At 73.0% G+C, this 26,461-nt stretch carries 26 protein-coding genes; 22 read left to right on the forward strand and 4 right to left on the reverse strand.

Annotated elements, in window-relative coordinates:
• The first annotated feature begins 84 nt into the window (after nt 1–84).
• From G446_RS0102795 to G446_RS0102880, 18 genes are all read left to right on the forward strand, one after another.
• On the forward strand, nt 85–768 hold the full coding sequence (locus G446_RS0102795; RefSeq protein WP_026408994.1) for an NUDIX domain-containing protein: 684 nt from the start codon (nt 85–87) through the stop codon (nt 766–768).
• A gap of 134 nt (nt 769–902) precedes the next feature.
• Complete coding sequence (locus G446_RS0102800) at nt 903–2,321, forward strand: glycoside hydrolase family protein (RefSeq protein ID WP_026408995.1); 1,419 nt, start codon at nt 903–905, stop codon at nt 2,319–2,321.
• Nucleotides 2,322–2,377: 56 nt separating this feature from the next.
• Complete coding sequence (locus tag G446_RS0102805) at nt 2,378–3,727, forward strand: ABC transporter substrate-binding protein (protein WP_034468870.1); 1,350 nt, start codon at nt 2,378–2,380, stop codon at nt 3,725–3,727.
• A 64-nt stretch (nt 3,728–3,791) separates the two neighbouring features.
• Nucleotides 3,792–4,670: a carbohydrate ABC transporter permease gene (locus G446_RS0102810; RefSeq protein ID WP_026408997.1), complete on the forward strand. Its 879-nt coding sequence runs from the start codon at nt 3,792–3,794 to the stop codon at nt 4,668–4,670.
• Nucleotides 4,671–4,672: 2 nt separating this feature from the next.
• Nucleotides 4,673–5,572, forward strand: a complete 900-nt coding sequence (locus G446_RS0102815) for a carbohydrate ABC transporter permease (RefSeq protein ID WP_051285595.1) — start codon at nt 4,673–4,675, stop codon at nt 5,570–5,572.
• Nucleotides 5,573–5,578: 6 nt separating this feature from the next.
• Nucleotides 5,579–6,670 (forward strand): LacI family DNA-binding transcriptional regulator, encoded by a 1,092-nt coding sequence (locus tag G446_RS15565; protein ID WP_245574557.1) that lies wholly within the window; start codon nt 5,579–5,581, stop codon nt 6,668–6,670.
• 38 nt (nt 6,671–6,708) lie between these two features.
• Nucleotides 6,709–8,334, forward strand: coding sequence for a glycoside hydrolase family 32 protein (locus tag G446_RS0102825; RefSeq protein WP_084778913.1), 1,626 nt, complete (start codon nt 6,709–6,711; stop codon nt 8,332–8,334).
• Nucleotides 8,335–8,622: 288 nt separating this feature from the next.
• On the forward strand, nt 8,623–9,360 hold the full coding sequence (locus G446_RS0102830; protein WP_026409000.1) for a helix-turn-helix transcriptional regulator: 738 nt from the start codon (nt 8,623–8,625) through the stop codon (nt 9,358–9,360).
• A complete protein-coding gene (sufB, locus tag G446_RS0102835) occupies nt 9,357–10,793 on the forward strand; it encodes a Fe-S cluster assembly protein SufB (RefSeq protein WP_026409001.1) in 1,437 nt (478 codons plus the stop codon). Before G446_RS0102830 ends, sufB begins: the two co-directional genes overlap by 4 nt.
• Nucleotides 10,794–10,901: 108 nt before the next feature.
• Entirely contained in the window at nt 10,902–12,152 is a 1,251-nt protein-coding gene (locus tag G446_RS0102840; RefSeq protein ID WP_026409002.1) for a SufB/SufD family protein, read from the forward strand.
• A 51-nt stretch (nt 12,153–12,203) separates the two neighbouring features.
• Complete coding sequence (sufC, locus tag G446_RS0102845) at nt 12,204–12,953, forward strand: Fe-S cluster assembly ATPase SufC (protein ID WP_026409003.1); 750 nt, start codon at nt 12,204–12,206, stop codon at nt 12,951–12,953.
• Between the two features lie 107 nt (nt 12,954–13,060).
• Nucleotides 13,061–14,398 (forward strand): aminotransferase class V-fold PLP-dependent enzyme, encoded by a 1,338-nt coding sequence (locus tag G446_RS0102850; protein WP_026409004.1) that lies wholly within the window; start codon nt 13,061–13,063, stop codon nt 14,396–14,398.
• Between the two features lie 2 nt (nt 14,399–14,400).
• Nucleotides 14,401–15,006 (forward strand): Fe-S cluster assembly sulfur transfer protein SufU, encoded by a 606-nt coding sequence (gene sufU / locus G446_RS15570; protein ID WP_156916496.1) that lies wholly within the window; start codon nt 14,401–14,403, stop codon nt 15,004–15,006.
• A complete protein-coding gene (locus G446_RS0102860) occupies nt 15,003–15,386 on the forward strand; it encodes a metal-sulfur cluster assembly factor (RefSeq protein WP_026409005.1) in 384 nt (127 codons plus the stop codon). The genes sufU and G446_RS0102860 overlap by 4 nt, the downstream gene beginning before the upstream one ends.
• 190 nt (nt 15,387–15,576) lie before the next feature.
• A complete protein-coding gene (locus tag G446_RS0102865; protein ID WP_026409006.1) occupies nt 15,577–15,900 on the forward strand; it encodes an S-adenosylmethionine decarboxylase family protein in 324 nt (107 codons plus the stop codon).
• Entirely contained in the window at nt 15,897–16,640 is a 744-nt protein-coding gene (locus tag G446_RS0102870; protein WP_026409007.1) for a hypothetical protein, read from the forward strand. Before G446_RS0102865 ends, G446_RS0102870 begins: the two co-directional genes overlap by 4 nt.
• 40 nt (nt 16,641–16,680) lie before the next feature.
• Entirely contained in the window at nt 16,681–16,917 is a 237-nt protein-coding gene (locus tag G446_RS0102875) for a DUF350 domain-containing protein (RefSeq protein WP_034468881.1), read from the forward strand.
• Nucleotides 16,907–18,535: a polyamine aminopropyltransferase gene (locus tag G446_RS0102880; protein ID WP_245574559.1), complete on the forward strand. Its 1,629-nt coding sequence runs from the start codon at nt 16,907–16,909 to the stop codon at nt 18,533–18,535. Before G446_RS0102875 ends, G446_RS0102880 begins: the two co-directional genes overlap by 11 nt.
• Nucleotides 18,536–18,903: 368 nt before the next feature.
• Here G446_RS0102880 and G446_RS0102885 read toward each other — a convergent pair whose 3' ends face one another.
• The 3 genes from G446_RS0102885 to ypfJ form a co-directional block, all read right to left on the reverse strand.
• Nucleotides 18,904–19,326: a hypothetical protein gene (locus G446_RS0102885; RefSeq protein WP_245574560.1), complete on the reverse strand. Its 423-nt coding sequence runs from the start codon at nt 19,324–19,326 to the stop codon at nt 18,904–18,906.
• A 28-nt stretch (nt 19,327–19,354) separates the two neighbouring features.
• The gene (locus G446_RS0102890; RefSeq protein ID WP_026409011.1) at nt 19,355–19,909 is read right to left on the reverse strand and encodes a flavodoxin family protein; all 555 of its coding nucleotides are present in this window, start codon (nt 19,907–19,909) and stop codon (nt 19,355–19,357) included.
• Nucleotides 19,910–21,022: 1,113 nt separating this feature from the next.
• Complete coding sequence (gene ypfJ / locus G446_RS0102895) at nt 21,023–21,925, reverse strand: KPN_02809 family neutral zinc metallopeptidase (protein WP_026409012.1); 903 nt, start codon at nt 21,923–21,925, stop codon at nt 21,023–21,025.
• Nucleotides 21,926–22,125: 200 nt separating this feature from the next.
• Here ypfJ and G446_RS0102900 point away from each other — a divergent pair, with 200 nt between their 5' ends.
• The 4 genes from G446_RS0102900 to G446_RS18595 all read left to right on the forward strand — a co-directional run bounded on the left by G446_RS0102900 (nt 22,126) and on the right by G446_RS18595 (nt 25,146).
• A complete protein-coding gene (locus tag G446_RS0102900; RefSeq protein WP_026409013.1) occupies nt 22,126–23,172 on the forward strand; it encodes a quinone-dependent dihydroorotate dehydrogenase in 1,047 nt (348 codons plus the stop codon).
• A gap of 116 nt (nt 23,173–23,288) precedes the next feature.
• On the forward strand, nt 23,289–23,441 hold the full coding sequence (locus G446_RS19745; RefSeq protein WP_156916488.1) for a hypothetical protein: 153 nt from the start codon (nt 23,289–23,291) through the stop codon (nt 23,439–23,441).
• Complete coding sequence (locus G446_RS15575) at nt 23,438–24,337, forward strand: ATP-binding cassette domain-containing protein (RefSeq protein ID WP_156916489.1); 900 nt, start codon at nt 23,438–23,440, stop codon at nt 24,335–24,337. Before G446_RS19745 ends, G446_RS15575 begins: the two co-directional genes overlap by 4 nt.
• On the forward strand, nt 24,334–25,146 hold the full coding sequence (locus tag G446_RS18595) for an ABC transporter permease (protein WP_156916490.1): 813 nt from the start codon (nt 24,334–24,336) through the stop codon (nt 25,144–25,146). Before G446_RS15575 ends, G446_RS18595 begins: the two co-directional genes overlap by 4 nt.
• A 19-nt stretch (nt 25,147–25,165) precedes the next feature.
• On the opposite strand, the gene G446_RS0102920 is transcribed toward G446_RS18595, so the two are convergent.
• Nucleotides 25,166–26,398, reverse strand: coding sequence for a cysteine desulfurase family protein (locus tag G446_RS0102920; protein ID WP_026409014.1), 1,233 nt, complete (start codon nt 26,396–26,398; stop codon nt 25,166–25,168).
• Nucleotides 26,399–26,461 lie beyond the last annotated feature (63 nt).

The following is a 26,461-nucleotide window of genomic DNA, read 5'->3' on the forward strand; positions in this document are numbered from 1 at the left end:
CCGCACCGGCCCCCGCACCCCCGCACTCGCGCACGTCTTCGTCGTCGGCGGCGTCGCGCCCCGCCCCGGCGGGGGGCGGGCGGCATGAGCGGGGCGCGGGGGCGCCGCGAGCAGCTGGTCGACGTGCGCGACTCCGGCCGGGCGGTGGTGGCCGGCGCCCGGGTGTGGTCGGGCCCGATCTTCGCGGTCGACGACGAGCGGCTGGTCCTGTCCGAGGGCCAGGAGCCGGTGCGGCGCCAGACGGTGGTCCATCATGACGCCGTCAACGTCGTCGCCTGGCGGGAGGGGGAGGACTCCGCTCAGGCCGACGGCGCCGCGGAGATCCTCATGGTGCGCCAGTACCGCCACCCGGTGCGGGCCATGCTGTGGGAGATCCCGGCGGGACTGCTCGACGTGGCCGGGGAGGATCCGCTGACGGCCGCCCGGCGCGAGCTGGCCGAGGAGACCGATTACGAGGCCGCCTCCTGGCACGTGCTGGTCGACGTCTACGCCTCGCCGGGCTTCACCACCGAGGGGGGCCGCTCCTTCCTGGCCCGGGGCCTGAGCCCTCTGCCCGAGGCCGCCAGGATCCCGCGCGAGGCCGAGGAGGCCGAGTTCGTGCCCACGTGGTTCCGCTTCGACGACGTCGTCGACGCCGTCCTGGCCGGGAGGCTGCACAACCCGTCCACCGTCATGGGGGTGCTGGCCGCCGACCGGGCCCGCGCCCGCGGCTGGGAGGGGCTGCGGGAGGCCGGCGCGGGCTGGCTGAGGAGTCCGCGCAGCCTGTAGGGGCGCCCGGGGTCTGTGACGGCGGCCGGGCGCGGGCCCGGCGGCTGTGTCGTCGATCATAGGTTAAACGCTTGACCAGTTCGGCCGGGGCTGCCTATCCTCGTGATCAATCGATTGATCACGAGGAAGTGGCGATGGTTCACGAAGTATTCTTCCGGCCCCGGCCGCACTGGGTCGGCGACGTCATCCCCTACGCGGACGGCGAGCGGATCCGGCTGTACTACCTCTACGAGCGGCGCCTGAGCCCCAAGCCGGGCACGCCGTGGCACCTGGCCGTCACCGAGGACCTCGTCCACTACGAGGACCGCGGCGAGGCCCTGCCGGCGGGCGGGCCCGGGGCGGAGGACCTCAACGCCTACACCGGCAGCGTCGTGCGCGACGAGACGGGCCTGCACCACCTGTTCTACACGGCCAGCAACCCCGAGCGGCGGGCCGCCGACGGGCGCCCCCTCCAGCTGGTCGCCCACGCCACCAGCCCGGACCTGGAGCGGTGGACCAAGCACCCCGAGGACACCTTCGGCGCCCCCGACGGCTACGACCCGGCCGACTGGCGCGACCCCTTCGTCTACCGGACCCCCGGGTCGTCCACCTGGTCCCTCATCCTGGCGGCCCGGTGGGCGCGGGGGGCGGACCGCAGGCGCGGCGTCGTCGCCCGCCTGGAGAGCCGCGACCTGCGCACCTGGACCCCCGTCGAGCCCCTGTGGGACCCGCACCGCTTCATCACCCAGGAGTGCCCCGAGATCTTCCGCATGGGCCGGTGGTGGTACCTGGTGTACTCCGAGTTCACCGACCGCTTCACCACCCGCTACCGCATCTCCCGCTCGCCGGACGGGCCGTGGACCGCCCCCGCCCACGACAGCATCGACGGACGGGGCCTCTACGCCGCCAAGTCCGCCCCGTGGTCGGGCCGGCGCCTGTTCTTCGGCTGGATCGCCTCGCGCCTGGGGGAGCGCGACGACGGCGAGTGGCTGTGGGCCGGCACCATGGCGGCCCTGGAGGCCGTGCCGCGCGAGGACGGCTCCCTGCGCCTGCGCATACCCCCCGAGGTCCTGGACCACTACGGCCGCGCGGCGTGGTCCCTGCCCGCCCCCGTGACCGTGGGCGACGCCGCCTCCTACCGCTCGCGCGTGCTGAGCGCGGACCTGCCGGCCGACGCGCGCGTGAGCGCCGACCTGCACTGGGCGCCGGGCACGCGGGAGATCTCCCTGCTGGTGCGCACCGACGCGAGCGGGGAGACGGGCTACAGCCTCCGGCTGGAGCCGGGCGCCTCGCGGCTCGTGCTGGACCGCTGGCCGCGGCGCGTCCACGGCCCCGAGCAGTGGCACGTGTCGGGGGACGTGCCGCACTTCATCGAGCTCGAGCGCCCCGTCGACCTGAGCGCGGGCCGGGCCCGCCTGGAGGTGATCCTGCGCGGGGAGATCCTCCAGTGCTGCGTCGACGACGCCGTGTGCCTGTCCACCAGCGTCTACGACCACGCCGCCGGCCGCGTCGGCCTGGCCTGCCTCGACGGGGAGGCGACCTGCTCCTCCCTCGTCGTGCGCACCCGGGCCTGAGGCCGCCCCGCCGCCATCCCACCTCGCCAACCCACCACCATCCCAAGGAGCACACCATGCAGCTCAAGCGTTCCCAGTTCCTCGCCCTGGCGGCGGGGGCCCTCATGACCCCCCTGGTCGCCTCCTGCGGCGCCAAGGGCGGGGCGCCCTCGTCCCCCGTGTCCATCGACCCTCCCGGCGAGATCAAGCCCCGCGAGATCTCGTGGCTGCTGTCGCGGGCCGCGGGCGGGGCGGTCATCACCACCATGCAGGCGATCGCCGAGGAGTACGCCCAGGAGCACCCCGGCTTCAAGCTCACCCTCATCACCACCCCCGACCGGCCCTCCTACATCCAGAAGTACGAGACCCTCGCCGCGGCGAACAAGCTCCCCGAGCTCTTCGACACCGACGCCACCCCCTTCGCCCGCAAGCTCGCGAGCAAGAACCAGATGGTCGACGTCGCCGCCCTGCTCGACAACTACGGGATCACCGCGAACTACCGCCCCTCCGCCCTGGACTACCAGCGCTTCGACGACGGGTCGCTGTACATGATCCCACTGGAGTACGGCATCGAGGTGTTCTGGTACAACAAGGCCCTCTTCGCCGCCGCGGGGGCCCGGGTCCCCGCCTCCCTGGACGAGCTCCCCGAGCTGTGCCGCACCCTCGCCGCCTCGGGCGTTACCCCGATCGCCCTGGACGGCCTGGACGGCTGGCCCCTGGAGCGCTACGTCGCCTACCAGCCCTTCCGGATGGCGGGGGAGGAGTACATCAAGAGCCTGAAGAAGGGCGAGGCGAAGTTCTCCGACGCACCCGGGCGGACCATGGCCCAGTGGCTCCACGACCTGGGCCAGGCCGGCGCCTTCCAGAAGGGCTTCTCCTCGGTGGGCTACACCGACGCCCAGAACCTGTTCACCTCCGGCAGGGCCGCCATGTACAACATGGGCACCTGGGAGCTGCCGAGCCTGGCCACCACCGACCTGCCCCAGGACATGCAGGACAACATCGGCTTCTTCACCCTGCCCACCATCGCCGACTCCAAGACGGGGGCCAACGAGTACGCGGCGCCCTCGGGGATCGGCGTGGCCGTCAACGCCGCGACCTACGACCCCCTCATCCACGACTTCCTGCGCTTCGCCCTGAGCCGCTACCCCGACGAGTACGCGGCCACGGGGCTGCTCGGGCCGACCACCACCGCCCCGGTGGTGCCCGACAACGCCCTGCCCGTCTACCAGCAGGCCATCGACGAGGCCGCCAAGGTGACCGGCACGGCCCTCATGCCCTGGGACACCCAGCTCGACCCCACCACCAACACCAAGCTGGTCCAGGAGCAGGTGCTCCTGGTCCAGGGCGACGTCGGCGTCGACGAGTTCATCCAGACCATGGACGCCGCCCTGGCCGAGAACGCCCCGGCCTACTTCGCCCAGTGAGGCCCCGCCGGCCGGGCCCGCCCCGGCCGGCCCCGCCCCGCCCCCACACCTGGAGAAGGCACTCATGCTCCCGCACCGCTCCCGACTCTCCGTCCTGCTCTTCCTGCTCCCGCCGGTCGTCCTGTTCGGCGGCGGGGTCCTGCTGCCCATCGCCCAGTCCCTCGTCCTGAGCCTGTTCAGGTGGGACGGGATCACCGACATGCAGTTCGTCGGCCTGGGCAACTACACCAGAATGCTCACCGCCGACCCCACCTTCTGGAGGGCCTTCGTCAACCAGCTCCTGTACCTGGTCATCTGCGTGGTCATCCAGATGGGCGCCGGGCTGGGCATCGCCTGCCTGCTGCTGACCATCACCCGCGGGCGCGAGGCGCTCAAGGTCCTCTACCTCATGCCGGCGGTCGTGTCGACGACGGCGATCGCGCTGCTCTTCCAGAGGATCTACTCCCTCGACCCGCCGGGGCTGGTCAACGGCGTCCTGGACCTGGTCGGACTCGACGGGCTCGGCCGGGCGTGGCTGTCGGACATCCGCACGGTCCTGGCGGCGGTCTCGATCCCGGAGGGATGGAGGTTCCTGGGCCTGTACACGATCATCCTGTACGCGGCCCTGCTGTCGGTGCCGCGCGAGCTGGAGGAGGCGGCCGCCCTGGACGGGGCCAACGCCTGGCAGATCTTCACCAGGATCCGCTTCCCCCACATCCGACCGGTGTGGGCCACCACCATGGTCATGGCGGTCACCTACGGGCTGCGGGGCTTCGACGTCCCCTACCTGCTGACCAACGGCGGGCCCGGGCAGTCCTCCGAGCTCGTGACCACGTACATGTACAAGACCGCGTTCGTCAGCACGAACTACGGCTACGCCTCGGCCATCGCGGTCTTCATCGTCATCGAGTGCCTCATCGCCGTGGCGCTCATCTTCGGACTGCTGCGCAGGGGGAACGACTGATCATGACCACCACCGCCACCGCCCGGCCCATCCTCGCGCCGGGCCCGACCCCGGCCCCCGCGGCGCGCAGGAGGCGCCTGCGCACGGCCCGGCTCGTCCACCGGGCGCTGCTCGCCCTCGTCCTGCTCATCCAGGTCTACCCCTTCGTGTGGCTCGTCCTGACCTCGGTGCGCTCCCCGGAGGACTTCGCGGCGGGCAGCCCCTTCGCCCCGCCCTCCTCCTTCACCCCGGACAACTTCGTCAGGGCCTTCGCGCAGGGCGACATCCCCGCCTACATCCTCAACAGCGCGATCGTCACGGCCGGGGCGTGCGCCCTCATCGTGATCTGCGGCATGACGGGCGCCTACGCCATCCAGGTCCTCGGATTCGCCGGCGCCGGGATCGTGCGCGGCGTCTTCCTCATGGGCATCGTCGTGCCCGTGCAGATCGCCCTGGTGCCCCTGTTCATCGACTACTCCCAGATCGGGCTGCTGGACACCCGCCTGGCCATCATCATCCCGCTGGCCGGCTTCGCCCTGCCCATGTCCCTGTTCCTGTTCCTGTCCTTCTTCAGCTACATCCCCCGGGAGATCTACGAGGCCGCCTGCCTCGACGGCGCCGGCCCCTACCGCATCTTCATGCGGATCACCATGCCCATGTCGCTCAACACGGTCATCACCGTCGTCATGGTCAACGCGATCTTCATCTGGAACGAGTTCGTCTTCGCCAACACCTTCGTCCTGACCGAGGGCCTCAAGACCATCCCGCTGGGCCTGCAGAACTACATCGGGAACATGGGCAAGACCGACTGGACCGCCACCTTCGCCGCGGTCACCGTCACGGTGACCCCGCTCCTGCTGGTCTTCCTGGCGCTCAACAAGGCGATGATCTACGGTCTGGAGAGCGGCTCGACGAAGGGGTGAGGTCCGGTGCGCAAACGACCTGAGGGGGAGTCCCGGGCGACCATGAAGGAGGTGGCGCGGCGGGCCGGGGTGTCGGTGACCACCGTCTCGCACGTGGTCAATCGCAAGCCCGGGGCCCGCATCGGCCAGGACGCCCGGCGCCGGGTCCTGGCCGCCGTCGAGGAGCTGGGCTACCGCCCCAACGCCATGGCCAAGACCCTGGTCCAGGGAGGCAGCCCCTTCATCGGCCTGGTCGCCGACTCCATCGCCTCCACGCCCTTCGCCGGGCAGATCGTCCACGGCGCCCAGGAGGAGGCCTGGGCGCGCGGGCACGTCCTGCTGGTGACCAACACGGAGGGCAACGCGCGCGCCGAGGAGCGGGCGATCTCCATGATGCTCCAGTACAACGTGCGCGGGATCCTCTACTCGCGCTGGTACCACCACGAGGTGAGGGTGCCGCCCCTGCTGGGCGAGGCGCCCGGCGTCCTGGTCAACTGCTTCGACGCGACCGCCCCGGATCCCGCCGTGGTCCCCGACGAGTTCGCCGGCGGGCGGCGGGCCGCCCGGATGCTCCTGGACGCCGGGCACCGCCGCATCGCCCTGGTCAACACCACCTCCCGCTCGCCGGCCAGGACGGGCCGCCTGGCCGGCTACCGGCGGGCCCTGCAGGAGGCCTCGGTGGAATTCGATCCGGCGCTGGTCCTGGACGCCCGCCCCGACCAGGAGGGCGGCTTCGCCTGCGCGGACGCGGTGCTGGCCACGGGGGCCACGGGGGTGTGCTGCCACAACGACCGCGTGGCCATGGGCCTGTACGACGCCCTGCGGGACCGGGGCGTGGACGTGCCCGGCGGGATGTCGGTCGTCGGCTTCGACAACCAGGAGGTCATCGCCGCCCACCTCCATCCGCCCCTGTCGACCGTGGCGCTGCCCCACTACGAGCTCGGCGCGGCGGGCGTGCGGGTGCTCCTGGGGTGCCAGGACGTCCCCGCCGGCGGACGGCTCGAGCTGGACTGCCCGCCGGTGGCGCGCGCCTCGGTGGCCGCCCCGGGGCGCCCGCCCGCCCGGGCCCCGCGGGAGCCCGCCCCCGAGGGCGCGCCGGGCGCCCCCCGGGCGCGATGACCATCGCCGTCCGAGCGGGGGCTCAAGGGGGGAAGCGCATGCCGCACTCACCGGAATCGCCGGAGCCGCGGGGCCCGTCTCAGCGGCCGGGCCCGCAGGGGCGGCCGGGGGTCCCGCGCCGCTCCGTCGTGGCCGCGCTGGCCGGCCTGGGCGCCGCGGGAGCGCTGGGCGCGTGCGGCCCCGCGCGCCCGCGGACGCGGGCCGGGGAGAGCCTGCGCGCGCGCTTCCACATGACCCCGCCGAGCGGCTGGCTGTGCGACGGGCAGCGCCCCGTCGTCCTCAACGGCAGAACGCACCTGTACTACCTGCACGCCCGGACCAATGCCGGCCCCGGCGGCTGGGACGTGTGCACCACCGAGGACCTGGTCGCCTTCAGCGGCAACCGGGTCGCCATCCCCATGCAGGACGGCGTGCCGGTGTGGACCGGGTCCGCCGTCGTCGACGAGGAGAACACCGCCGGCTTCGGGGCGGGCGCGCTCGTCGTCCTGGCCACGCGGCCCACCGGGGGCGAGGCGCGCCACCAGGAGCAGTACCTGTACTGGTCGCGCGACGGCGAGAGCTTCACCGCCCGCCCCGACCCGGTCATCGCCAACCCCGACGCAGACGGCGCCGTCACGCCCGAGCAGATCGGCAACGCCGAGTGGTTCCGCGACCCCAAGGTCGTGCGGGACCCGGAGCGCTCGCAGTGGGTCTGCGTGATCGGCAGGAGGAAGTACCTGTCCGTCTACGTGTCCGGCGACCTCCTGGAGTGGTCCTGGGCCTCGAACTTCGACTACCTCGTGGACGGGGCGGCGGACCTGGGCGGCATGGAGTGCCCCGACCTGTTCCGCATCACCGCCGACGACGGCGGCGAGCACTGGGTCATCGCCGCGAGCATGGACGGCAGCGCCTCGGGGCTGCCCATGACGTACGCCTACTGGGTGGGGCGGTGGGACGGCGCCCGCTTCACGGCGCACGACCCCGCGCCGCAGTGGCTCGACTGGGGCTGGGACTGGTACTCGGCCGTGACCTGGCCCAGCGCCCAGGACCCCGAGCGCGTGCGCTGCGCCATCGGCTGGATGAACAACTGGAAGTACGCGGCCCGCGACGCGCCCACCGATGCCACGGACGGCTACAACGGCCAGATGTCCGTGGTGCGCCGCATCCGGCTCGCGCACCGGCCCGACGGGCGCTACTCGCTGCTGAGCGAGCCGGTGCCCGCGCTGCGCGACGCGCTCGGCGAGCCGCGCACCCTGAAGCGCCAGGAGGTCTCGGGCCGGTGGGAGGCGCCCTGGTCGGGGCGCGCCTACGAGCTCGAGGTGGACATCGAGTGGGACGCCGCCGACGACGTCGGGGTCTCGGTGGGCTGCACCCCCGACGACGCGCGGCGCACCGATATCGGCGTTCGCGACGGCCGGGTCTACGTCGACCGGGGCCCCTCGGACCGCGCTGACTGCTCCTTCCTGCCCTACTGGCGGGCGGAGGCGCCCATCGACCCCGCCGCCCGCCGGGTGCGCCTGCGCATCGAGGTGGACATGCAGAGCGTCGAGGTGTTCGTCGACGACGGGGGCGCCGTCCTCTCCCAGCAGGTGCACTTCGAGGCCGACGACGCTCTCGTGCGCCTGTACGCCCACGGGGGCTGCGCCGTCTTCTCCAACGCGGCCTTCAGGCCCGCCCGGGCCTGAGCGGCCCGCCCGGCGCCTCCGGGGCGGGCGGCGCCGTCGTGACGGGCGGGCACCGCCCTCATAGCCGCCACCGCGATTGTCGTCTGCGCCTCATAGGTGCTGCCTGTGACTGCGAAGCGTGCCGGATCCCACGTTCCGACAGCCCGTCTTGAACTTGCCGGCGTTGAATTTCGGAACGATGATCTTAGTTAAAATCGGTCGAGGGGAGCGGTCCGGACGGGGCGCGCTCGCCCCATGACGTGCGCGCCGGACATGCGCCCGGCGCATCGGGAGCAGGAAGGGGCAGTCATGATCCAGACAGACGACGACTCGACCCGTGCACGCGTCCTCGACCTCATCGCCGAGAAGGGGCCCGTCTCCGCGGCCCAGCTCGCCAAGATACTCTCGCTGACGCCCGCCGCCGTGCGTCGGCACATCACCGCCCTGGAGGGATCCGGTGAGATCGTCGTGCGCACTCCGGCCGGCACCGGCAAGCGGGGGCGGGGCCGGCCCGCCAGGCACTACGTGGCCACGCCCGAGGCCCGCACCACCTTCGCCGAGGGCTACTCCGACATCGCCAAGCGGGCCCTGGGCTACCTCCAGCAGGTCGCCGGGGACAAGGCCATCGACTCCTTCGCCGCCGTGCGCGGGCGCGACCTGGAGCGGCGCTACATGCCCGTCGTCGAGGCCGCCGGCAAGGACCCCTCGGACCGGGCCCGCGCCCTGGCCGACGCCCTGACCCTCGACGGCTACGCCGCCACCGTGCGCGACGTCGGCGACGGCACCTTCGCCGTCCAGCTGTGCCAGGGGCACTGCCCCGTGCGCGACGTCGCCGGGCAGTTCACCGAGCTGTGCGACGCCGAGACGCAGGCCTTCGCCCGCCTCATCGGCGTGCCCGTGCAGCGCCTGGCCACCCTGGCCGGGGGCGACCACGTGTGCACCACCCATGTCCCCATCGCCATGCCCGCCCTGCGCAAGCGCGCCGTGCGGGCGGCGGCGGCCCACACCCGCAGGGCCCGGGCCCAGCGAACGGAAGGAACCCGATGACACCAGCCACCGATGCGCCCCGCGTCAGCGACGACGAGATCATCGACTCGATCTCGACGACCTACGACTTCGGCTGGCGCGACTCCGACGAGGCCGGCGCCAACGCCAGACGCGGCCTGGACGAGAGCGTCGTGCGGGAGATCTCGGCGCTCAAGGGCGAACCGGAGTGGATGCTCGCCAAGCGCCTCAAGGCCTACGAGATCTTCATGCGCAAGCCCATGCCCACCTGGGGCATCGACCTGTCCGACCTCGACATGGACGCGGTCAAGTACTTCGTGCGCTCCACGGACCGGCCCGCCGCGTCCTGGGACGACCTGCCCGAGGACATCAAGAACACCTACGACCGCATCGGCATCCCCGAGGCCGAGCGCGAGCGCCTCGTGTCCGGGGTCGCCGCCCAGTACGAGTCGGAGGTCGTCTACGAGCAGATCCGCGAGGACCTCACCGAGCAGGGCGTCATCTTCCTGGACACCGACACCGCCCTGAGGGAGCAGCCCGATCTCGTGCGCGAGTACTTCGGCTCCATCATCCCCGCCGGCGACAACAAGTTCGCCGCCCTCAACACGGCCGTGTGGTCCGGCGGCTCCTTCATCTACGTGCCCCCCGGCGTCCACGTCGAGATCCCGCTCCAGGCCTACTTCCGCATCAACACCGAGAACATGGGCCAGTTCGAGCGCACGCTCATCATCGCCGACGAGGGCTCCTACGTGCACTACGTCGAGGGCTGCACCGCCCCCATCTACTCCACGGACTCCCTGCACGCGGCCATCGTGGAGATCATCGTCAAGAAGAACGCCCGCGTGCGCTACACGACCATCCAGAACTGGTCCAACAACGTCTACAACCTGGTGACCCAGCGGGCCACCTGCGCCGAGGGCGCCACCATGGAGTGGGTCGACGGCAATATCGGCTCCAAGCGCAACATGAAGTACCCGGCGGTCTTCCTCATGGGCCCCCACGCCCGCGGCGAGGCCCTGTCCATCGCCTTCGCCGGCGAGGGCCAGCACCAGGACACCGGCGCCAAGATGATCCACATGGCGCCCCACACCTCCAGCCACATCGTCTCCAAGTCGATCTCGCGCGGCGGGGGGCGCTCGGGCTACCGCGGGCTGGTGCAGATCATGAAGAACGCGCGCCACTCCAAGTCCAACGTGCTGTGCGACGCCCTGCTGGTCGACGAGATCTCGCGCTCGGACACCTACCCCTACGTGGACGTGCGCACCGACGACGTCGAGATGGGCCACGAGGCCACCGTGTCCAAGGTGAGCGCCGACCAGCTCTTCTACCTCATGCAGCGGGGCCTGACCGAGACCGAGGCCATGGCCACCATCGTGCGCGGCTTCGTCGAGCCCATCGCCCGCGAGCTGCCCATGGAGTACGCCCTGGAGCTCAACCGGCTCATCGAGCTGCAGATGGAGAACTCGGTCGGCTGACCCGCCGCACCGGACCATCCGCCGCACCGGCCCGAGTTGCCGGCGGGCCCAGTCATCCGATCCACATCCGACACCACCGGCCGGAGGCCGGTCAAGGAGAACCCCCATATGCCTGACCTCTCCACCGACCATTCGAGCGCGACGCTCGAGGGCGCCCACTCCCACGGGGCCCGCCGCGCCTACGTCTCCTCCCGGGCGGACCGCCCCACCTCCTTCGACCCCGCGGACATCCCCGTCCCGGCCGGACGCGAGGAGGAGTGGCGCTTCACCCCCATGAGGCGCTTCCGGCCCCTGTTCGACCTCGACGCCGTGCGCGCCGGGACCGCCGCCGCCCGCGTGGCCGTGACGGTGGACGCGCCCGAGGGCGTCGACGTCGAGGCCCTGGATCGCACCAGCCCCCGGCTGGGCGCCGTCGGGGCGCCCATCGACCGCACCGGCGTCGTCGCCTGGAACGCCTTCGACGCGGCCACCGCCCTGACGCTGCGGGCCGGGGCCCGCCCGGAGCGCGCGGTGCGCGTGGACGTCGTCGGCCGCGACGCCCCCGGGCCCGACGGCTTCGCCGCGCCCGCGGCCGGCCACATCCTCGTCGTGGCCGAGCCCGGCTCGGCGGGCACGGTCATCGTGGACCACACCGGGGTCGCGGCCCTGACCCAGACGGTCGAGATCGTCGTCGCCGACGGCGCCGAGCTGACCGTGGTCACCGTCCAGGGCTGGGACGAGAAGGCCGTCCACGCCTCCAACCACCGGGCGCGGGTGGAGGGGCGCGGCGCCCTCAAGCACGTCGTGGTCAGCCTCGGCGGGGACGTGCGCATCTGCTCCGACCTGGGCTTCGCCGGCGAGGGCGGGCGCATCGAGGCCTTCGGCGTCTACTTCACCGACGCCGGCCAGCACCAGGAGCACCGCCCCTACGTGGCCCACACCGAGCCGCACTGCTACTCGCGCGTGGCCTACAAGGGGGCGCTCCAGGGCGAGGGCGCCCACGCCGTGTGGGTGGGCGACTGCCTCATCGGCCACGCCGCCCGCGGCACCGACACCTACGAGCTCAACCGCAACCTGGTCCTCACCGAGGGGGCCAAGGCCGACTCCGTGCCCAACCTCGAGATCGAGAACGGCAATATCGAGGGCGCCGGGCACGCCAGCGCCACCGGGCGCTTCGACGACGAGCAGCTGTTCTACCTGCGCGCCCGCGGCATCACCGAGATCGAGGCCCGGCGTCTGGTGGTCCTGGGCTTCTTCAACGAGATCGTCGCCGAGATCGGGGTCCCCGAGGTCCAGGAGCGGCTCATGGGCGCCATCGAGGAGGAGCTGGAGCTCACCGGCCTCGTCTCCGCCCGCGCCGAGGCGGCCGAGAGGCCCTGAGCGGGCCGGCCCCGCACACGTCCACGAAGACCCTTCCAGAGAAGAGCATCCATGAGCACCCTCCAGATCAAGAACCTCCACGTCCAGGTCGCCACCAACGACGGCCCCAAGCCCATCCTCAAGGGCGTCGACCTCGCCGTCGGCTCCGGCGAGGTCCACGCCATCATGGGCCCCAACGGCTCGGGCAAGTCGACCCTGGCCTACTCCATCGCCGGCCACCCCGACTACGAGATCACCGACGGCGAGGTCCTGCTCGACGGCGTCGACCTGCTGGAGCTGAGCGTGGACGAGCGCGCCCGCGCGGGCCTGTTCCTGGCCATGCAGTACCCCGTGGAGGTCCCCGGCGTCACCGTCGCCAACTTCCTGCGCACCGCCAAGACCGCCATCGACGGGCACGCCCCCAGGGTCCGCCAGTGGGTCGGCCAGGTCAACGAGGCCATGAAGAACCTGCGCATGGACCCCTCCTTCGCCCAGCGCGACGTCAACGCCGGCTTCTCCGGCGGCGAGAAGAAGCGCTTCGAGATCCTCCAGATGGAGCTGCTGCGGCCCCGCTTCGCCGTGCTCGACGAGACCGACTCCGGGCTGGACATCGACGCCCTGCGCATCGTCTCCGAGGGCGTCAACCGCCTCCACGACTCCTCCGAGGCGGGCTTCCTCCTCATCACCCACTACACGCGCATCCTGCGCTACATCAAGCCCGACTTCGTCCACGTCTTCGTCGACGGGCGCGTCGCCGAGGCCGGCGGCCCCGACCTGGCCGAGCGCCTGGAGCTGGAGGGCTACGACCGGTTCCTGTCCTGAGAGGCCGGCCGACGGCGCGCGCCCGGCGCCCGCCGTCGGCCCCGCCGGCCGCCCAGCGCCGTCGACCCGCCGTCCACCCGCCCACCACGTACCAGGAGGCGCCCGCCATGACCCACCAGCCCGACCCCGCGGCCCGACCGCTCAGCGCGGCCGAGGTCGCCGCGGTGCGCGCCGACTTCCCCTACCTGGAGCGGCCCGCGCGCAACGGACGGGCCCTGGCCTACCTCGACTGGGGCGCCACCAGCCAGAAGCCCGCCGCGGTCATCGCCCGCGAGGCCGAATTCCTGCGCCGCAGCAACGGCGCGGCCGGGCGCTCCACCTACCAGATCGCCGACGAGGCCACCGCCGTGTGGGACGGGGCCCGCCAGAGCGTGGGCGCCTTCGTGGGCGCCCGCGCCGAGCAGGTCGTGTTCACCAAGAACGCCACCGAGGCCATCAACCTCGTGGCGCTGGCCATCGGCCACGCCAGTCTGGGGCGCCCCGCCGGGCGCGGCGGGGCGATCGCCGACGCCGCGGACCCCTCCCGCCGCCTCCTCGTCGCGCCGGGCGACCGGATCGTGGTCACCCGCGCCGAGCACCACGCCAACCTCGTGCCCTGGCAGGAGCTGGCCGCGCGCACCGGCGCCGAACTGCGCTGGCTGGACCTGACCGGGGACGGGCGCATCGACCCGGCCACGGCCGACGTCATCACCGGGCGCACCCGCGTGGTGGCCCTGACCCACGCCTCCAACGTCACCGGGGCCATCACCCCCCTGGACGGCATCCTGCCCGCCGCCCGGGCCGCCGGCGCCCTCGTCGTGCTCGACACCTGCCAGTCCGCCGCCCACCTGCCCCTGGACTTCGCGGCCCTGAGCGCGGCGGGCGTCGACGCCATGGTCCTGTCCAGCCACAAGATGCTGGGCCCCACCGGCATCGGCGCGCTGGTGGCCGCCGAGGACCTGCTTCAGGCCATGCCCCCGGTGCTCACCGGCGGCTCCATGATCGAGGTCGTGCGCATGGAGTCCTCGACCTACATGAGCGGCCCGGCCCGCTTCGAGGCCGGCAGCCAGCCCCTGGCCCAGGCCGCCGGCTGGTGCACGGCCCTGGAGTACCTGTCGGGCCTGGGCATGGACCGCCTCCGCGCGGGGGAGGCGGCGCTGACCGAACGGATCCTGGAGGGCCTGGCCGGGATCGACGGTCTGCGCCTGCTCGGCCCGACCGGCGCCGACGAGCGCCTGGGCGTGGTCGCCTTCACCCTCGAGGGCGTCCACCCCCACGACGTCGGCCAGGTCCTGGACGCCGCCGGGGTCGCCGTGCGCACCGGGCACCACTGCGCCCAGCCGCTGCACGCCCACTTCGGCGTCCACGCCTCCTCCCGGGTCTCCCTCGGACCCACGACCACGCCGGAGGAGGTCGACCGCTTCCTTCAGGCCGTCGCCTCCGTCCGCTCCTACTTCCTGGGGTGAGCATGAACGAACTCGACCAGCTCTATCAGCAGGTCATCCTCGACCACTCGCGCGAGCGCCACGGGGCGGGCGCGCTGAAGGACCCCGACGGCCGGTCCCACCAGGTCAACCCGACCTGCGGGGACGAGGTGACCCTGGGGGTGCGCGTCGTCGACGGGCGCGTCGCGGCCATCGGCTGGGAGGGGGAGGGCTGCTCCATCTCGCAGGCCTCCATCTCCGTCATGCACGACCTCGTCGTCGGCGCCGACCTGGCCGCGGTCGCCCGCCTGGAGGAGGACTTCGACGCGCTCATGCACTCGCGGGGGCGGGGCGTGGACGAGGCGGTCCTCGACGAGTTGGACGACGGGGCCGCCTTCGAGGGCGTCTCGAAGTACCCCAACCGCGTCAAGTGCGCCCTGCTGGGCTGGATGGCCCTCAAGGACGCCCTGGCCAAGTCCGGCGCCGCCCCGCCCGCCCCCGACGGCGGCGGGCCCGGCGCCGACGACGGCATCGTCCCGCCCGCCGCCGACGACGGCCCCCGGCCGTCCCCGCTCCGGCCCGCCCCGCCCGCCGCCGGGCCCGGCGGCGCCGCCCCGTCCGTCCCGGACCGACCCGAGGAGACCCCATGAGTGAGAACACCGCCCCGCCGCCCGCCGCGGCCAACCCCATGGCCGCCCGGCACGAGCCCGCCCCGGCCGCCGACCTCGACGTGGCCGCCGTCGAGGAGGCCCTGCGCGACGTCATCGACCCCGAGCTGGGCATCAACGTCGTCGACCTCGGCCTGCTCTACGGCGTGACCATCGAGCCCGACGGCACGATCGTGCTGGACATGACGCTGACGACGGCCGCCTGCCCGCTGACCGACCTCATCGAGGAGCAGGCCCAGCAGGCCCTGGCCCTCATCGCCGACAGGGTCCGCATCCAGTGGGTGTGGCTGCCCCCGTGGGGGCCGGACAAGATCACCCCCGAGGGCCGCGAGCAGCTGCGGGCGCTGGGCTTCAACGTCTGAGCGCGCGGCCCGGCCCGTCCGGCGGGCGCGGGCCGGATGCCGACGGCCCGGCCCGTCCGGCCGTATACGACGGCGCCCGGCGGCCTCCGACGGCCGCCCGGCTCCGGGCGGCACGACGGCGGGCCGGCATTGGCGCGCCGTCGGCGGTCTTTGCTAGGGTTCCGCTGTGCAACCGGCGAGTATCTGCTCCGTGGGTTTCAGGCTCAGCGGGGCTCAGTGCGACACCCTGGACGATCTGGAGGCCGTTGAGCGGGCCCTGCGCCGGGTCGCCGACGCCGCGGCGCTCACGCCGGTGGCCTCCGTCCACCACCGCTTCCAGCCCCAGGGCATCAGCGCCGTCCTCGTCCTGGCCGAGTCGCACATCGCCATCCACACCTGGCCCGAGGAGCGCACCGCCCACGTCACGCTGACCAGCTGCCGGGACCTGCCCGCGGACACGATCGTGTCCGTCTCCCGCCTGCTCAAGGGGGACCTGGGCGCCGGGACGGTCGTCAGCGGGACGGTGGTCGTGTGAGCGCCGGCATGCGCGCCCGGCTGAGTCCCGGCGAGCAGCTGCGGGGCGAGGGCAGGCCGCTGAGCGTCACGGGGTGCCTGCTGTTCAAGGAGTGGGACCCCGAGGACCGCAGGCACTACTTCTGGGAGGAGTGGCAGCTGTCGGGGATGGACGACTACGACACCTGGGTCGAGCTCGACCACTACGACGGGCGCGTCTACCTCTACGAGCCGCTGCGCTTCGTCGAGCAGCTCGACCCCGGCTCGCTCCACCCGGGCCAGATCCTGACCCTGACCAGCGGGACCGACGTCTACGCCGCCCGGGTCGTCGAGCTGGGCGCGGGGGTGCTGCACGAGACGGCGGGCACCACCAGCTGCAGCCTCGCCCGGGGCGAGGAGATGGGCTACGCCGAGGTGGAGCTGACCGACGCCCGGGGCGCGACGAGCCGGGTCACCTTCGACAGCCACGGCTACCGCGACCTCGTGTCCTACCGCAAGCGCAGGCTCGGCCGCGCCGAGCAGCGCCGACTGTTCGGCAAGGCGATCGCAGCCGCGGCGCCGATGACGCGGCCGGGGTCGGGGTCGGACCAGTCGGTGAACTCGGGCATCGTCTGGGTCATGGTGATGCTGGTGATCATGATCGTCATCATCGCCATCGCCCACCACGCCGACGGCAGCGGGTCGGACGGATCGGGCGGCGGCGGGTCGGGCGGCGTGGTGCGCCCCGTCTACGGCGGGGGCGGCGGCGGTGTCGGCAAGTAGCGCAGGAGGAATGATGCACGCACTGCACGCACTGGCGGTCATGGCGGAGGGGCCGAGGGCGGCGAGCGGCCTGGACGCGCTGTCCCTGGCGGGCACCGTGGCCTACGCGATCCTGGGGGTGCTCCTGCTCATGGTCTTCGCCTGGGCGATCAACACGATCTTCAAACTCGACCTGCGCCGCGAGCTCATCGAGGACCAGAACATCGGCCTCGGACTGGCCTTCGCGGGCACGGCCATCGCCATCGCCATCATCATCGCGGCGACCATTGTCTCCTGAGTCTCCCGAGCCCACCGAGCCGGCCCCCGAGTCCTCCGAGCCGGCCCTGGAGCCGGGGCGCCCCGCGGGCCGGACGCCCCCCGCGCAGGAGCGCCCCGCGGGCCGGGCCCGGCGCCGCCGGAGCACCGCGCTGTTCGCGGCGGCCCTCCTGGTCGCCGTCGGCGGGCTCATCTACGAGCTCATCCTGGGCACAGCGGCCTCCTACCTCATCGGCGACTCGGTGCTCAGCTTCAGCCTGGCCACCGGCATCACGCTGTTCGGCATGGGGGTCGGCTCGCTGCTGGCCGGCCGCCTGCGCGGACGCCCCGCCACCGTCTTCGCCGCCAACGAGATCCTCCTGGGCCTGGTGGGCGGCAACTCGGTCCTCATCCTCTACGCCGCCTTCGGGCTCACCCGCATCCACTGGTGGGTCTTCAGCGCCGTCAGCCTGCTCATCGGCATCCTCATCGGCCTGGAGATCCCGCTGCTGATCAAGACCTTCGCCCAGTTCGGCCGCGGCTCGAGCGTCGAGCTGCTCAGCCGGGTCCTGGCGCTGGACTACTTCGGCGCGCTCGTCGCCTCGCTGATCTTCCCCCTCGTGCTCCTGCCGCAGCTGGGGCTCCTGCGGGGCGCCTACCTCGTCGGGGCGCTCAACGTGGCCGTGGCCATGGTGGTGCTCAGGCACGTCGACGCGCCCCGCCGGCTGGTGGCCGCCGGGGCGGCGGCGGTCGTGGTGCTCATGGCGCTGTTCTGCGGCGCCGGCCACCTCGAGCGCGGCATCGACGCCAGGACCTACGGCGACCCGATCATCTACTACGAGCAGAGCCAGTACCAGAAGATCGTCCTGACCCAGTACGGCCGGGACATGCGCCTGTACCTCAACGGGCAGCTGCAATTCTCCAGCCTGGACGAGGCCCGCTACCACGAGACGCTCGCCGCCGCCGCCATGACCTCGGTGGACCGCCCGGCCCGGATCCTCATCCTGGGCGGCGGGGACGGGCTCCTGGCGCGGGAGGTGCTGCGCTACCCCGACGTCGAGCAGGTCACCGTGGTGGACATCGACCCGGCCGTCACCGACCTGGCCGCGACCAACCCCCGCCTGGTCGAGCTCAACGGCGGATCCCTGAACGACCCGCGGGTGCACGTGGTCAACCGGGACGCCTTCGGCTTCACCGCCGAGGGCGGGCGGACCTACGACGTCGTGCTCATCGACCTGGTCGACCCGTCCAACGAGAAACCGGCCAAGCTCTACTCCGTCGAGTTCTACCGCCGGGTGGAGGCCCTTCTGAGCGAGAAGGGGGTCATGGTCACCCAGGCGACATCCTCGTTCTTCTCCCCCCGCGCCTTCTCCACGGTGGCCAGCACTGTCGCGGCGGGGCAGCCCGACAGCCGGGTCCTCCCGTTCGCGGTCAATGTGCCCTCGTTCGGGGAGTGGGGCTTCGTCCTGTCGACCAGGGCGCCGGACCTGGTCCTGTCCCATCCCCTGCCGGGCGGCCTGAGGTACCAGACCATGGAGGAGATGCGCTTCATCGTGCTCGACCACCCCGCCCGGACCAGCCCGATGGAGCCCTCCACGCTCCTGCACCCCACGATCGTGCAGGTCTACAACGACGACATGGCCCAGTGGCGCTACTCCTGACCGCTGGCGGCCGACCGCCGGCGGCCGAGTCCCGCCGGGTTTTGTCGGCCCCGCTGGCGGCTGACTGCCGGGTCCCGCCGGCCCCACTGGTTCCACCGGCCCCACTGGCCCCGCCGCGACGCCGCAAGGCCTCTCCCGACTTCCGCGAACGCGCAGGTTTCCAGTCGAACGCGCGGGCGGGAGATGCGCGTTCGACTGGAAACCTGCGCGTTCGCGGAGAACGGTCGCCGGCTGGCGTCCCGCTCGGCGGCCCGGCGTGGAAACCTGCGCGTTCGCGGAGAACGACGGGGGCGGAGCCGGTCGACCGACCGCAGGTCGCGCAACTTCCGCCGGTTTCGCGCGTCACTTCCTCCGGTTTCGGCGAGGGGTCAGTTCCGGACCCTGATGGTCAGCCAGGCGGCGAGGCCGACGACCGGCACGGCGCCGATCAGCTTCACGAGCACCTCCGTGTCCGGGAGGGCGAAGATGTAGACCACCGACGTCAGCGCCGCCGCCCAGACGGCGACGATGGTGCAGGCGCTCGGCAGCCCCGGGATCAGGAGCGCCCCGATCACGAGCAGGACCATCCCGCCGGTGGCGAAGGACATGAAATCGGGGTTCATCACGTCGACGGGCCCCTGCGCGCCTCCCCAGATCACGGTCAGGACGCCGCACACCGCCAGGCAGATCCCGGTGATGCCGCGACCGCTCATGGCCGTTCCGCTCCTGGTCCTCCCGCCCATGGTCGTGCCGCTCCCGGTCGCTCCGCTCCTCATGCTCTCGTCCGCGCCCGTTCCGCGCCTCGCGCTCATCGTCCGTCTCCTTCCGTTCGTTCTTCTCTCACCGACCGGCGCCCGGGCCAGCCTGGCCGGTCTGCGCGACCTGCGCGCCGGCCCACTCGCGCCCCCAGGCGCGGGCGGCCGCCTCCTCGCCGTCGGCCAGCGGGCCACGGCTCGAGTCGACGACGAAGCTCCTGACGGCCGGCTCACCCCGGCCCGCCCGCCGCAGCGTCTTGGCGATCGCCCCGGCCGCCGAGCCGCTCAACCAGTTCCTCGCGGTGACCGTGTCGAAGATGGCCACACGGGTGCGGGCCGGGATCGACGCCGTCGCCAGCCACTCGCGCACACCTCCGTCCCCGACCGCCGCCGTCGCCCCCTGTCTGCGTGCCGCCGCCCGGCTGCCGGCGGTCGGCAGGCCCCGGTTGTGGGTGGGGGCACCCAGGACGAGCAGGTCGAGGTCCGCGGGCGGGGCGCCGGCCCGGTCGGCGTCGAGGACGGAGGCCCGCACTCCGGCGTCGGCCAGCCCGGCGGCGACGGCCCGGGCGATGGTGCGGGTATTGCCGAAGTGCGATTCGACGATCACGAGTGCCGTCGCTGCCGTCGTCGCTGCGGTCATGGTGTCCTCCTGAGTGCGGGTGCCATGACCGCAGCCTGAGGTGTGACGCGACGTCGCACGCAAGCGGAGCCGGTGAATCCGACCGGACTGACGGGGCGGCTCGGTGACCCGGCGTCCGGTCCGGCGCCGCTGCCCGCGAGATCGCCGGGTAACCGCCGAGATCGTCACTTGACCCGCGAGCACGTCTGCTAGAGGTACGTTCTCGCGGATCAAGTGACGATCTCGCGCGTCGCGGGGCGCGTCTACGGGCGGCCCAGGGCGCACGGGCGGGGCGGGGGCGCGCGTCCTCGCGGGCCGGGCGGCGCTCCCGTGGGCCCCATCCGACCGTGAGGATCGCGTCGCCGTCGTCCGACCGGGGGCGTGACGTCCCGGCGGACCCCGTCCGGTCGTCAGGGGCCCGCCTGGTCGTCGGGGTGCTCGTCGTGGTCGCCGTCAGACGGGTGGCGTCCTCGTCCCGGGGGCCCGCGGCGGCGCGGGTTGTCCAAATCTGTTGCAAAGGCCCGGATCCCGTCGAAGTGCCGGAAGCGAATCGTTGATATTCCGCGCTTCTTCTCGGGGCCGATCCCGGCCCGGGGCGCCTTTGCAACAGATTTGGACAACTGCCCGCCCCGAGTCGTCCCAGGAGCCCCATGCGCACCACCGCGCCGGCGCCCCTGCGACGGCGAACCCGGATGAGGGCGGCGGGGCCCTCCGGGGCGGCGCGCCGGGCCGGTTCGGGCACCCCCGCCCCGCCGGTCGTCCCCGCGACGGGGCCGGCGGCGCTCGACGAGCGCGCCCGGCGCCCCCGTCCCGCCGGTCGTCTTGCATGGCGGGACGGCGTCTCGCATGTCGTGACGCCGCCGACCCGGGATCCGTCCGCTGCGCTCTTTTCCGTCCGCTACGCCCCTTCACTCTCCGCTACGCCCCTTTTTCCCGTACAGCGGAGGGTGAAGGGGCGTAGTAGAGGGCGGACGGGCGCGGCGGGGGAGAAGCCGAGGGGTTGGACATGGGGTCGGATTATGTTGGGGTGGACGGGCGCGGCGAGGGCGAAGGGGCGCGGCGGTCGATCACCCGACGCACCGAATCGCAAGTCATATCCGCCGGTCTCGCGTGATTTTCCGCCGGTTCCGCGAGTTACAGCTCGGAGCCGGAGACCGCGAAGGTGTCGCACTGCGCCAGCGAGCCGGAGTCCATGCCCGTGGTGAACCACCGCACCCGCTGCTCCGACGAGCCGTGCGTCCAGGTGTCGGAGTCGACCCCGCTGCCCGAGCGCTGCTGGATGTGGTCGTCGCCCACGGCCGCGGCGGCGTCGAGCGCCGTCTGGACCTCCTCCCGCGTCGGCTCGACGAGGAAGGGCGTGCCCGTGTCGGGGTCCGCCGTCGTCGCGGCGTAGTGGACCCACACCCCGGCGTAGCAGTCCGCCTGCAGCTCCACGCGCACCGAGTCCGAGGTCGCGCCGGCCCCGGCCCGGTCGGCGCGGTTCATGACGCCCAGCAGGTTCTGAATGTGGTGGCCGAACTCGTGGGCGACGATGTACTCCTCGGCCAGCGGGGTGTCCGTCGCCCCCAGGGTCGACTCCATCTGCGAGAAGAAGCTCATGTCCAGGTAGACCGTCGAGTCGCCCGGGCAGTAGAAGGGCCCCACCGCCGAGGAGGCGTTCCCGCAGGCCGTGGACACCCGGGCGCCGTCCCACAGCACGAACCCCGGCTTCTGGTAGGTGGCGCCCCCCTGTGCGGGCAGCTGCTCGCCCCACACGGCGTCCAGCGACTCCGCCACCGCCACCATGCGGCACTGGGTGTACTCATTGGCCGAGGCGCCGTCGTCGCACACGGACATGTCGATATTCGACGACGTCGCGTAGGAGCCCGCCGACCCCGCGCTCGAGCCGAGCAGGCCGCTGAGGTCCAGCCCCGTCAGGCGCGAGACGAGGAGGACGGCGATGACGGCCACGATCGAGCCGCCCCCGATCAGCGCGCCCCGGCCGCCGCGGGTGCTCACCCGCTTGGAATCGATCTTGATATCGCGGTTGAAGGACATGTCGGCCTCATGGGGTCGAAGGGACGTGATGCGCCCAGCGTAGTGCCGCCGGCCCGGTGTGATCGAGCGCGCCGCCGCGGGGCCGTTCAGCGCATCGCCAGATGGGGGGCGCCCGGCGCGCCGTCGGATGCGCCGCGGACGACGCCGCCCAGCGCGCCGCCGCCGGGTGGGGCGACCCGCGACCGAGTACTGTTGGGCGCGTGCTCTACGACCTGATGTACAAGACCGTCTTCACCAGGATCGACCCCGAGGTCATCCACGACATCTGCGTGAAGGCCATCGAAGTCACGAGCAAAGTCCCCCTGGTGCGCGACGCCGTGCGTCAGATGTGGGGCCGTCGCCCCGCCGTCCCGGTGCCCGGCGACGACCGGGGCGGCCCCTTCGCCCGGCCCGTGCCCGGCCTGCTCGGACTGGCGGCCGGCATGGACAAGGAGGGGCAGGCCGTCGAGGGCATGGACATGCTCGGCTTCGGCTTCATCGAGGTCGGCACCTTCACCGCCTGGCCCCAGCCCGGCAACGACAGGCCCCGCATGTGGCGCCACCCCGCCACGCGCGCCCTGCGCAACCGGATGGGCTTCAACAACTCCGGGGCCGACGAGGCCGCCCGCCGCCTGCGCGCCCTGCGCTCCACCGTGCGCGGGCGCAGCATCGTCGTCGGAGCCAATATCGGCAAGACCAAGGCCGTCGCCCTGGACGACGCCGTCGAGGACTACCGCTACTCGGCCTCGCGGGTCGCCCGCTGGGTCGACTACCTCGTCGTCAACGTCTCCAGCCCCAACACCCCCGGCCTGCGCGACCTGCAGAACGTCAAGGCGCTGCGACCCATCCTGGCCGCCGTGCGCGAGGCCGCCGACGCCGCCGCCCACCGCCACGTGCCCCTCCTGGTCAAGATCGCCCCGGACCTGGCCGACGAGGACATCGACGCCGTCGCCGACCTCGTCCTGAAGATGGGGCTGGACGGGGTCGTGGCCACCAACACGACCGTCGACCACGACCTGGGGGAGGGCGGCCTGTCCGGCGCCCCGCTGCTGCCGCGCTCGCTGGAGGTGGTCCGCCGCCTGCGCTCGCGGCTGGGGGAGGGGCCCACCATTATCGGCGTGGGCGGCATCTCCTCCATTATGGACGCCGAGCTCATGCTCGACGCCGGGGCCGACCTCCTCCAGGCCTACACCGCCTTCATCTACAACGGGCCCGCCTGGCCGGGGCGCATCAACCGCGCCCTGGCGACGATCCAGCGCCCCCGGTGAGCCGCCGCCCCCGGTGAACGGGGGCGCCGAGATCCCCGGCATTGCCTGTGTCCGATGTCACGGGTATAGTCTGATCCGTCAACTTGATTCAGTCCCTGCCGGTATAGGAGTGGATCATGAATAGGAAAGCGGCGACCGCGGGCGGGGTCTGCGGACTGATCGGCATCCCCGTTCTGTGGATCGCCGGGTCCCCCATGTTCGCGGGGATCTCCGCCCTCGTCTCCCTCGTGTGCTGGGCGTCGGTCTACCTGCCGAGCGGTCAGAGGTGAGGGCCTCCGGCCGCGCAGTCGCCCTGTGCGAGGGCCTGAAGAAGTCATATCCGGGTTTCGTCCTCGGACCCTTGTCGCTGGGGGTGGAGCACGGCTCGGTGGTGGGGCTGTTCGGGCCCAACGGGTCGGGGAAGACGACCCTGCTGCTCATGCTGCTCGGGCTCGTGCGCCCCACCGAGGGCCGCGCCCTGTTCCCCCTGGACAATGTGAGCGCCTCCATGGAGAGCGCGGGGCTCCTGGGCGACGTCACCGTGGGCGACTACCTGTCCGCCACGGCGGGGGTCGTCGCCAGGAGCGGCGTCGAGCGCGACGTTGCGCGCACCTGCGGCATCGACTCCTACATGAGCACGCGGGTCAGGCACCTGTCGATGGGGAATCGGCAGCGGTTGATGATCGCGCTCATGCTCGTGGAGGACGCCGACCTCATGGTCTTCGACGAGCCCCTCAATGGGCTCGACCCCGAGGGGATCCGCTGGTTCTCGACGGTCCTGCGGGGTCTGAAGGAGCGGGGCAAGACCGTCATCCTGTCCTCGCACCTCCTCCAGGAGGTCGAGTCGTTCATCGACGCGTGCATATTCCTGCGGGAGGGGCGGCTGCTCTACGACGGGGAGTTCTCGCGGCTGCGGGAGCTGCTGGCCCAGCGCCTGCGCGCACTGGCACCCGGCCCCTCCGGCGCGGCCGGCGGCGCCTCGCCCCCGCAGGAGTACCGCTTCGCCCATGACGACGGGCGCCGGATCGTCGTCGACCCCGCAACCAGGACGGATTCCGGCGCGTCCGGCGCCGAGCCGGGTCTCGAGCCGGTCGACGGCGCGACCCTGTCCCTGCAGACGGCGTACGCGTGGCTGTCCCACCGGTTCGAGACGAGCGGGGCCGAGGGATGGGAGCCGCCGCGATGATGAGGTCGATCGTCTATCAGGCGCGGCTCCACTACCGGGATCGGCGGCTCCGCCTCGCCGTCTGCGCGCTCGTCGTCGTCCTCCTCGGGCTCGACTGCGTGATCACTCACCTGGTGGCGAGCGGGTACGCCGGGACCGAGGTCGAGGACGTCTCGTACGGCTACGTGTACTCCTTCGGAGGCCGCGTCGGGTACATCGTTCCCCTCGCGGTCGCGTCCCTGATCGTCACCTCCGAGTACCGGTCGGGGCAGATCGCCAGGTCCATCGTCATTCTGCGCGGGCGCGACCGGGCCTTCGCGGCCGACGTCGTGACGGCGGCCCTCGCCGGCAGTGTCCTGGGCGCGGTCTTCGCGACTCTGGCCCACCTCGCCTCGGGCGCCGTATTCGCCCTCAACGGCCAGGAGTCGAGGTTCGCGACGCCGCGGCATCTCGCGATGTACGGCGGCATCCTGGCGCTCGGGGTTCTGTGGTCCGCCATCGGCGCGGGGCTGGCGTGGCTCGTGCGCAATCAGACGGCGGTTATCGGCGGCGTCCTCGCCTTCGCCATCTTCATCGAGCCGACGATCAGCGCCGCCGGCAACGCCGACCCGTCGGTCATGAGGATCGTCAAGTGGCTGCCGGGGCCGTTGAACTGGGCGGTCTCCTGGCCCGCCGGGGTCGGCCAGGAGACGACCCGTCGGGCGATCGGGCTCGCCCCGTGCGCGGCGCTCGTCGTCCTCGCGGTGTACGCCGGCCTCCTCCTCGTCCTGTCCTGGGTCCTCATGAGGAGCCGCCTGAGCTTCTCGCGCGGCTCCACCACCGCCCGGTAACGGTGAACGGGGGCGCCGCTCACCCCGCCCCCGCGGCCCTGGCCGCGCGCCGGGCCGTCTCCAGCGCCCCCGGCAGCGCGCTCAGCAGACGCTCGACGTCGGCCGCCGTCGTCTCGCGTCCCATGGAGCAGCGCAGGGTCGAGCGCGCCGCCGACTCGGCGAAGCCCATGGCGAGCAGGACCCCGCTGGGCCGGGACACCCCCGCGTGGCAGGCAGACCCCGCCGAGGCGTCGATGCCGGCCAGGTCCAGTGCCATGAGCAGCGCCTGGGCGTCGACGTCCTCGAACCACAGGTGCGCCGTCCCCGGCAGGTGGGACGCCCCCTCCGGCAGCGTCGCGTGCACGCCCGGCAGCGCCGTCGCACCGGTCAGGATCCGACGGCGCAGCGCCTCCAGGCGCACCGCCTGCGCCTCGCGCTCGGCGACGGCCAGCTCCACCGCCAGCGCCAGGGCCCGCGCGCCGACGACGTCCTGCGTGCCCGACCTGATGCCGCGCTCCTGCCCGCCGCCGCCCGTGGGCGCCGTCAGCGCCACCTCGCGGCGCACCACCAGCGCCCCGGTGCCCACCGGGGCCCCGAGCTTGTGACCCGACAGCGTCATGGCGTCCAGGCCCCACCCGCCCATGTCCACGTCCACCCGCCCCACCGCCGCCACCGCGTCGGAGTGGACCGGCACCCAGCCGGGATCGCCGGGGCGGGCCGGGCCGGTGCGCCCGCGCACCGCGGCGACGAGCCCGGCCACGTCCTGGACGAGCCCGGTCTCGTTGTTCGCCGTCATGACGCTCACCAGCGCCGTGCGCCCCGGCTCCACCGCCCGCCCCGCGTCCCCGGGCGCCACCCGGCCCGCGGCGTCGACGTCCAGGAGGGTCAGATCCGCCCCCAGGGCCCGGGCGCGGCGGGCCGAGTCGAGCACGGCCGGGTGCTCGACGGGGGAGACGACCAGGTGCGGGCGCTCGACCCCCGCCGCCCGGGCCGCCAGCACCCGCCCGACGACGACGAGGCCGTCCGCCTCGGTGCCCCCGGAGGTGAAGAGGACCTCGTGGGGGTCGACGCCCAGGGCGGCGGCCAGGCGCGCCCTGGCCTCGCAGAGCGCGGCGCCCGCGCGGCGCCCGGAGGCGTGCAGGGCGGCGGGGTTGGCCCGGCCCGCCGTGGCCCGGGCGAGGTCCCGGGTGATCTGGGCGGCCACCTCGGGGCGCACCGGCGCGCAGGCCGCGTGGTCGAGGTAGCTGCGTGCCGCGGGCTCGGAGGTGGGCATGGTCGATTCGTCCTTGTGCGCGTCGGGGGCCGGCCGGGGCGCCAGGATATCGGCGCTGCGCGC

The organism is Actinomyces dentalis DSM 19115, assembly GCF_000429225.1.
Classification (GTDB): Bacteria; Actinomycetota; Actinomycetes; order Actinomycetales; family Actinomycetaceae; genus Actinomyces; species Actinomyces dentalis.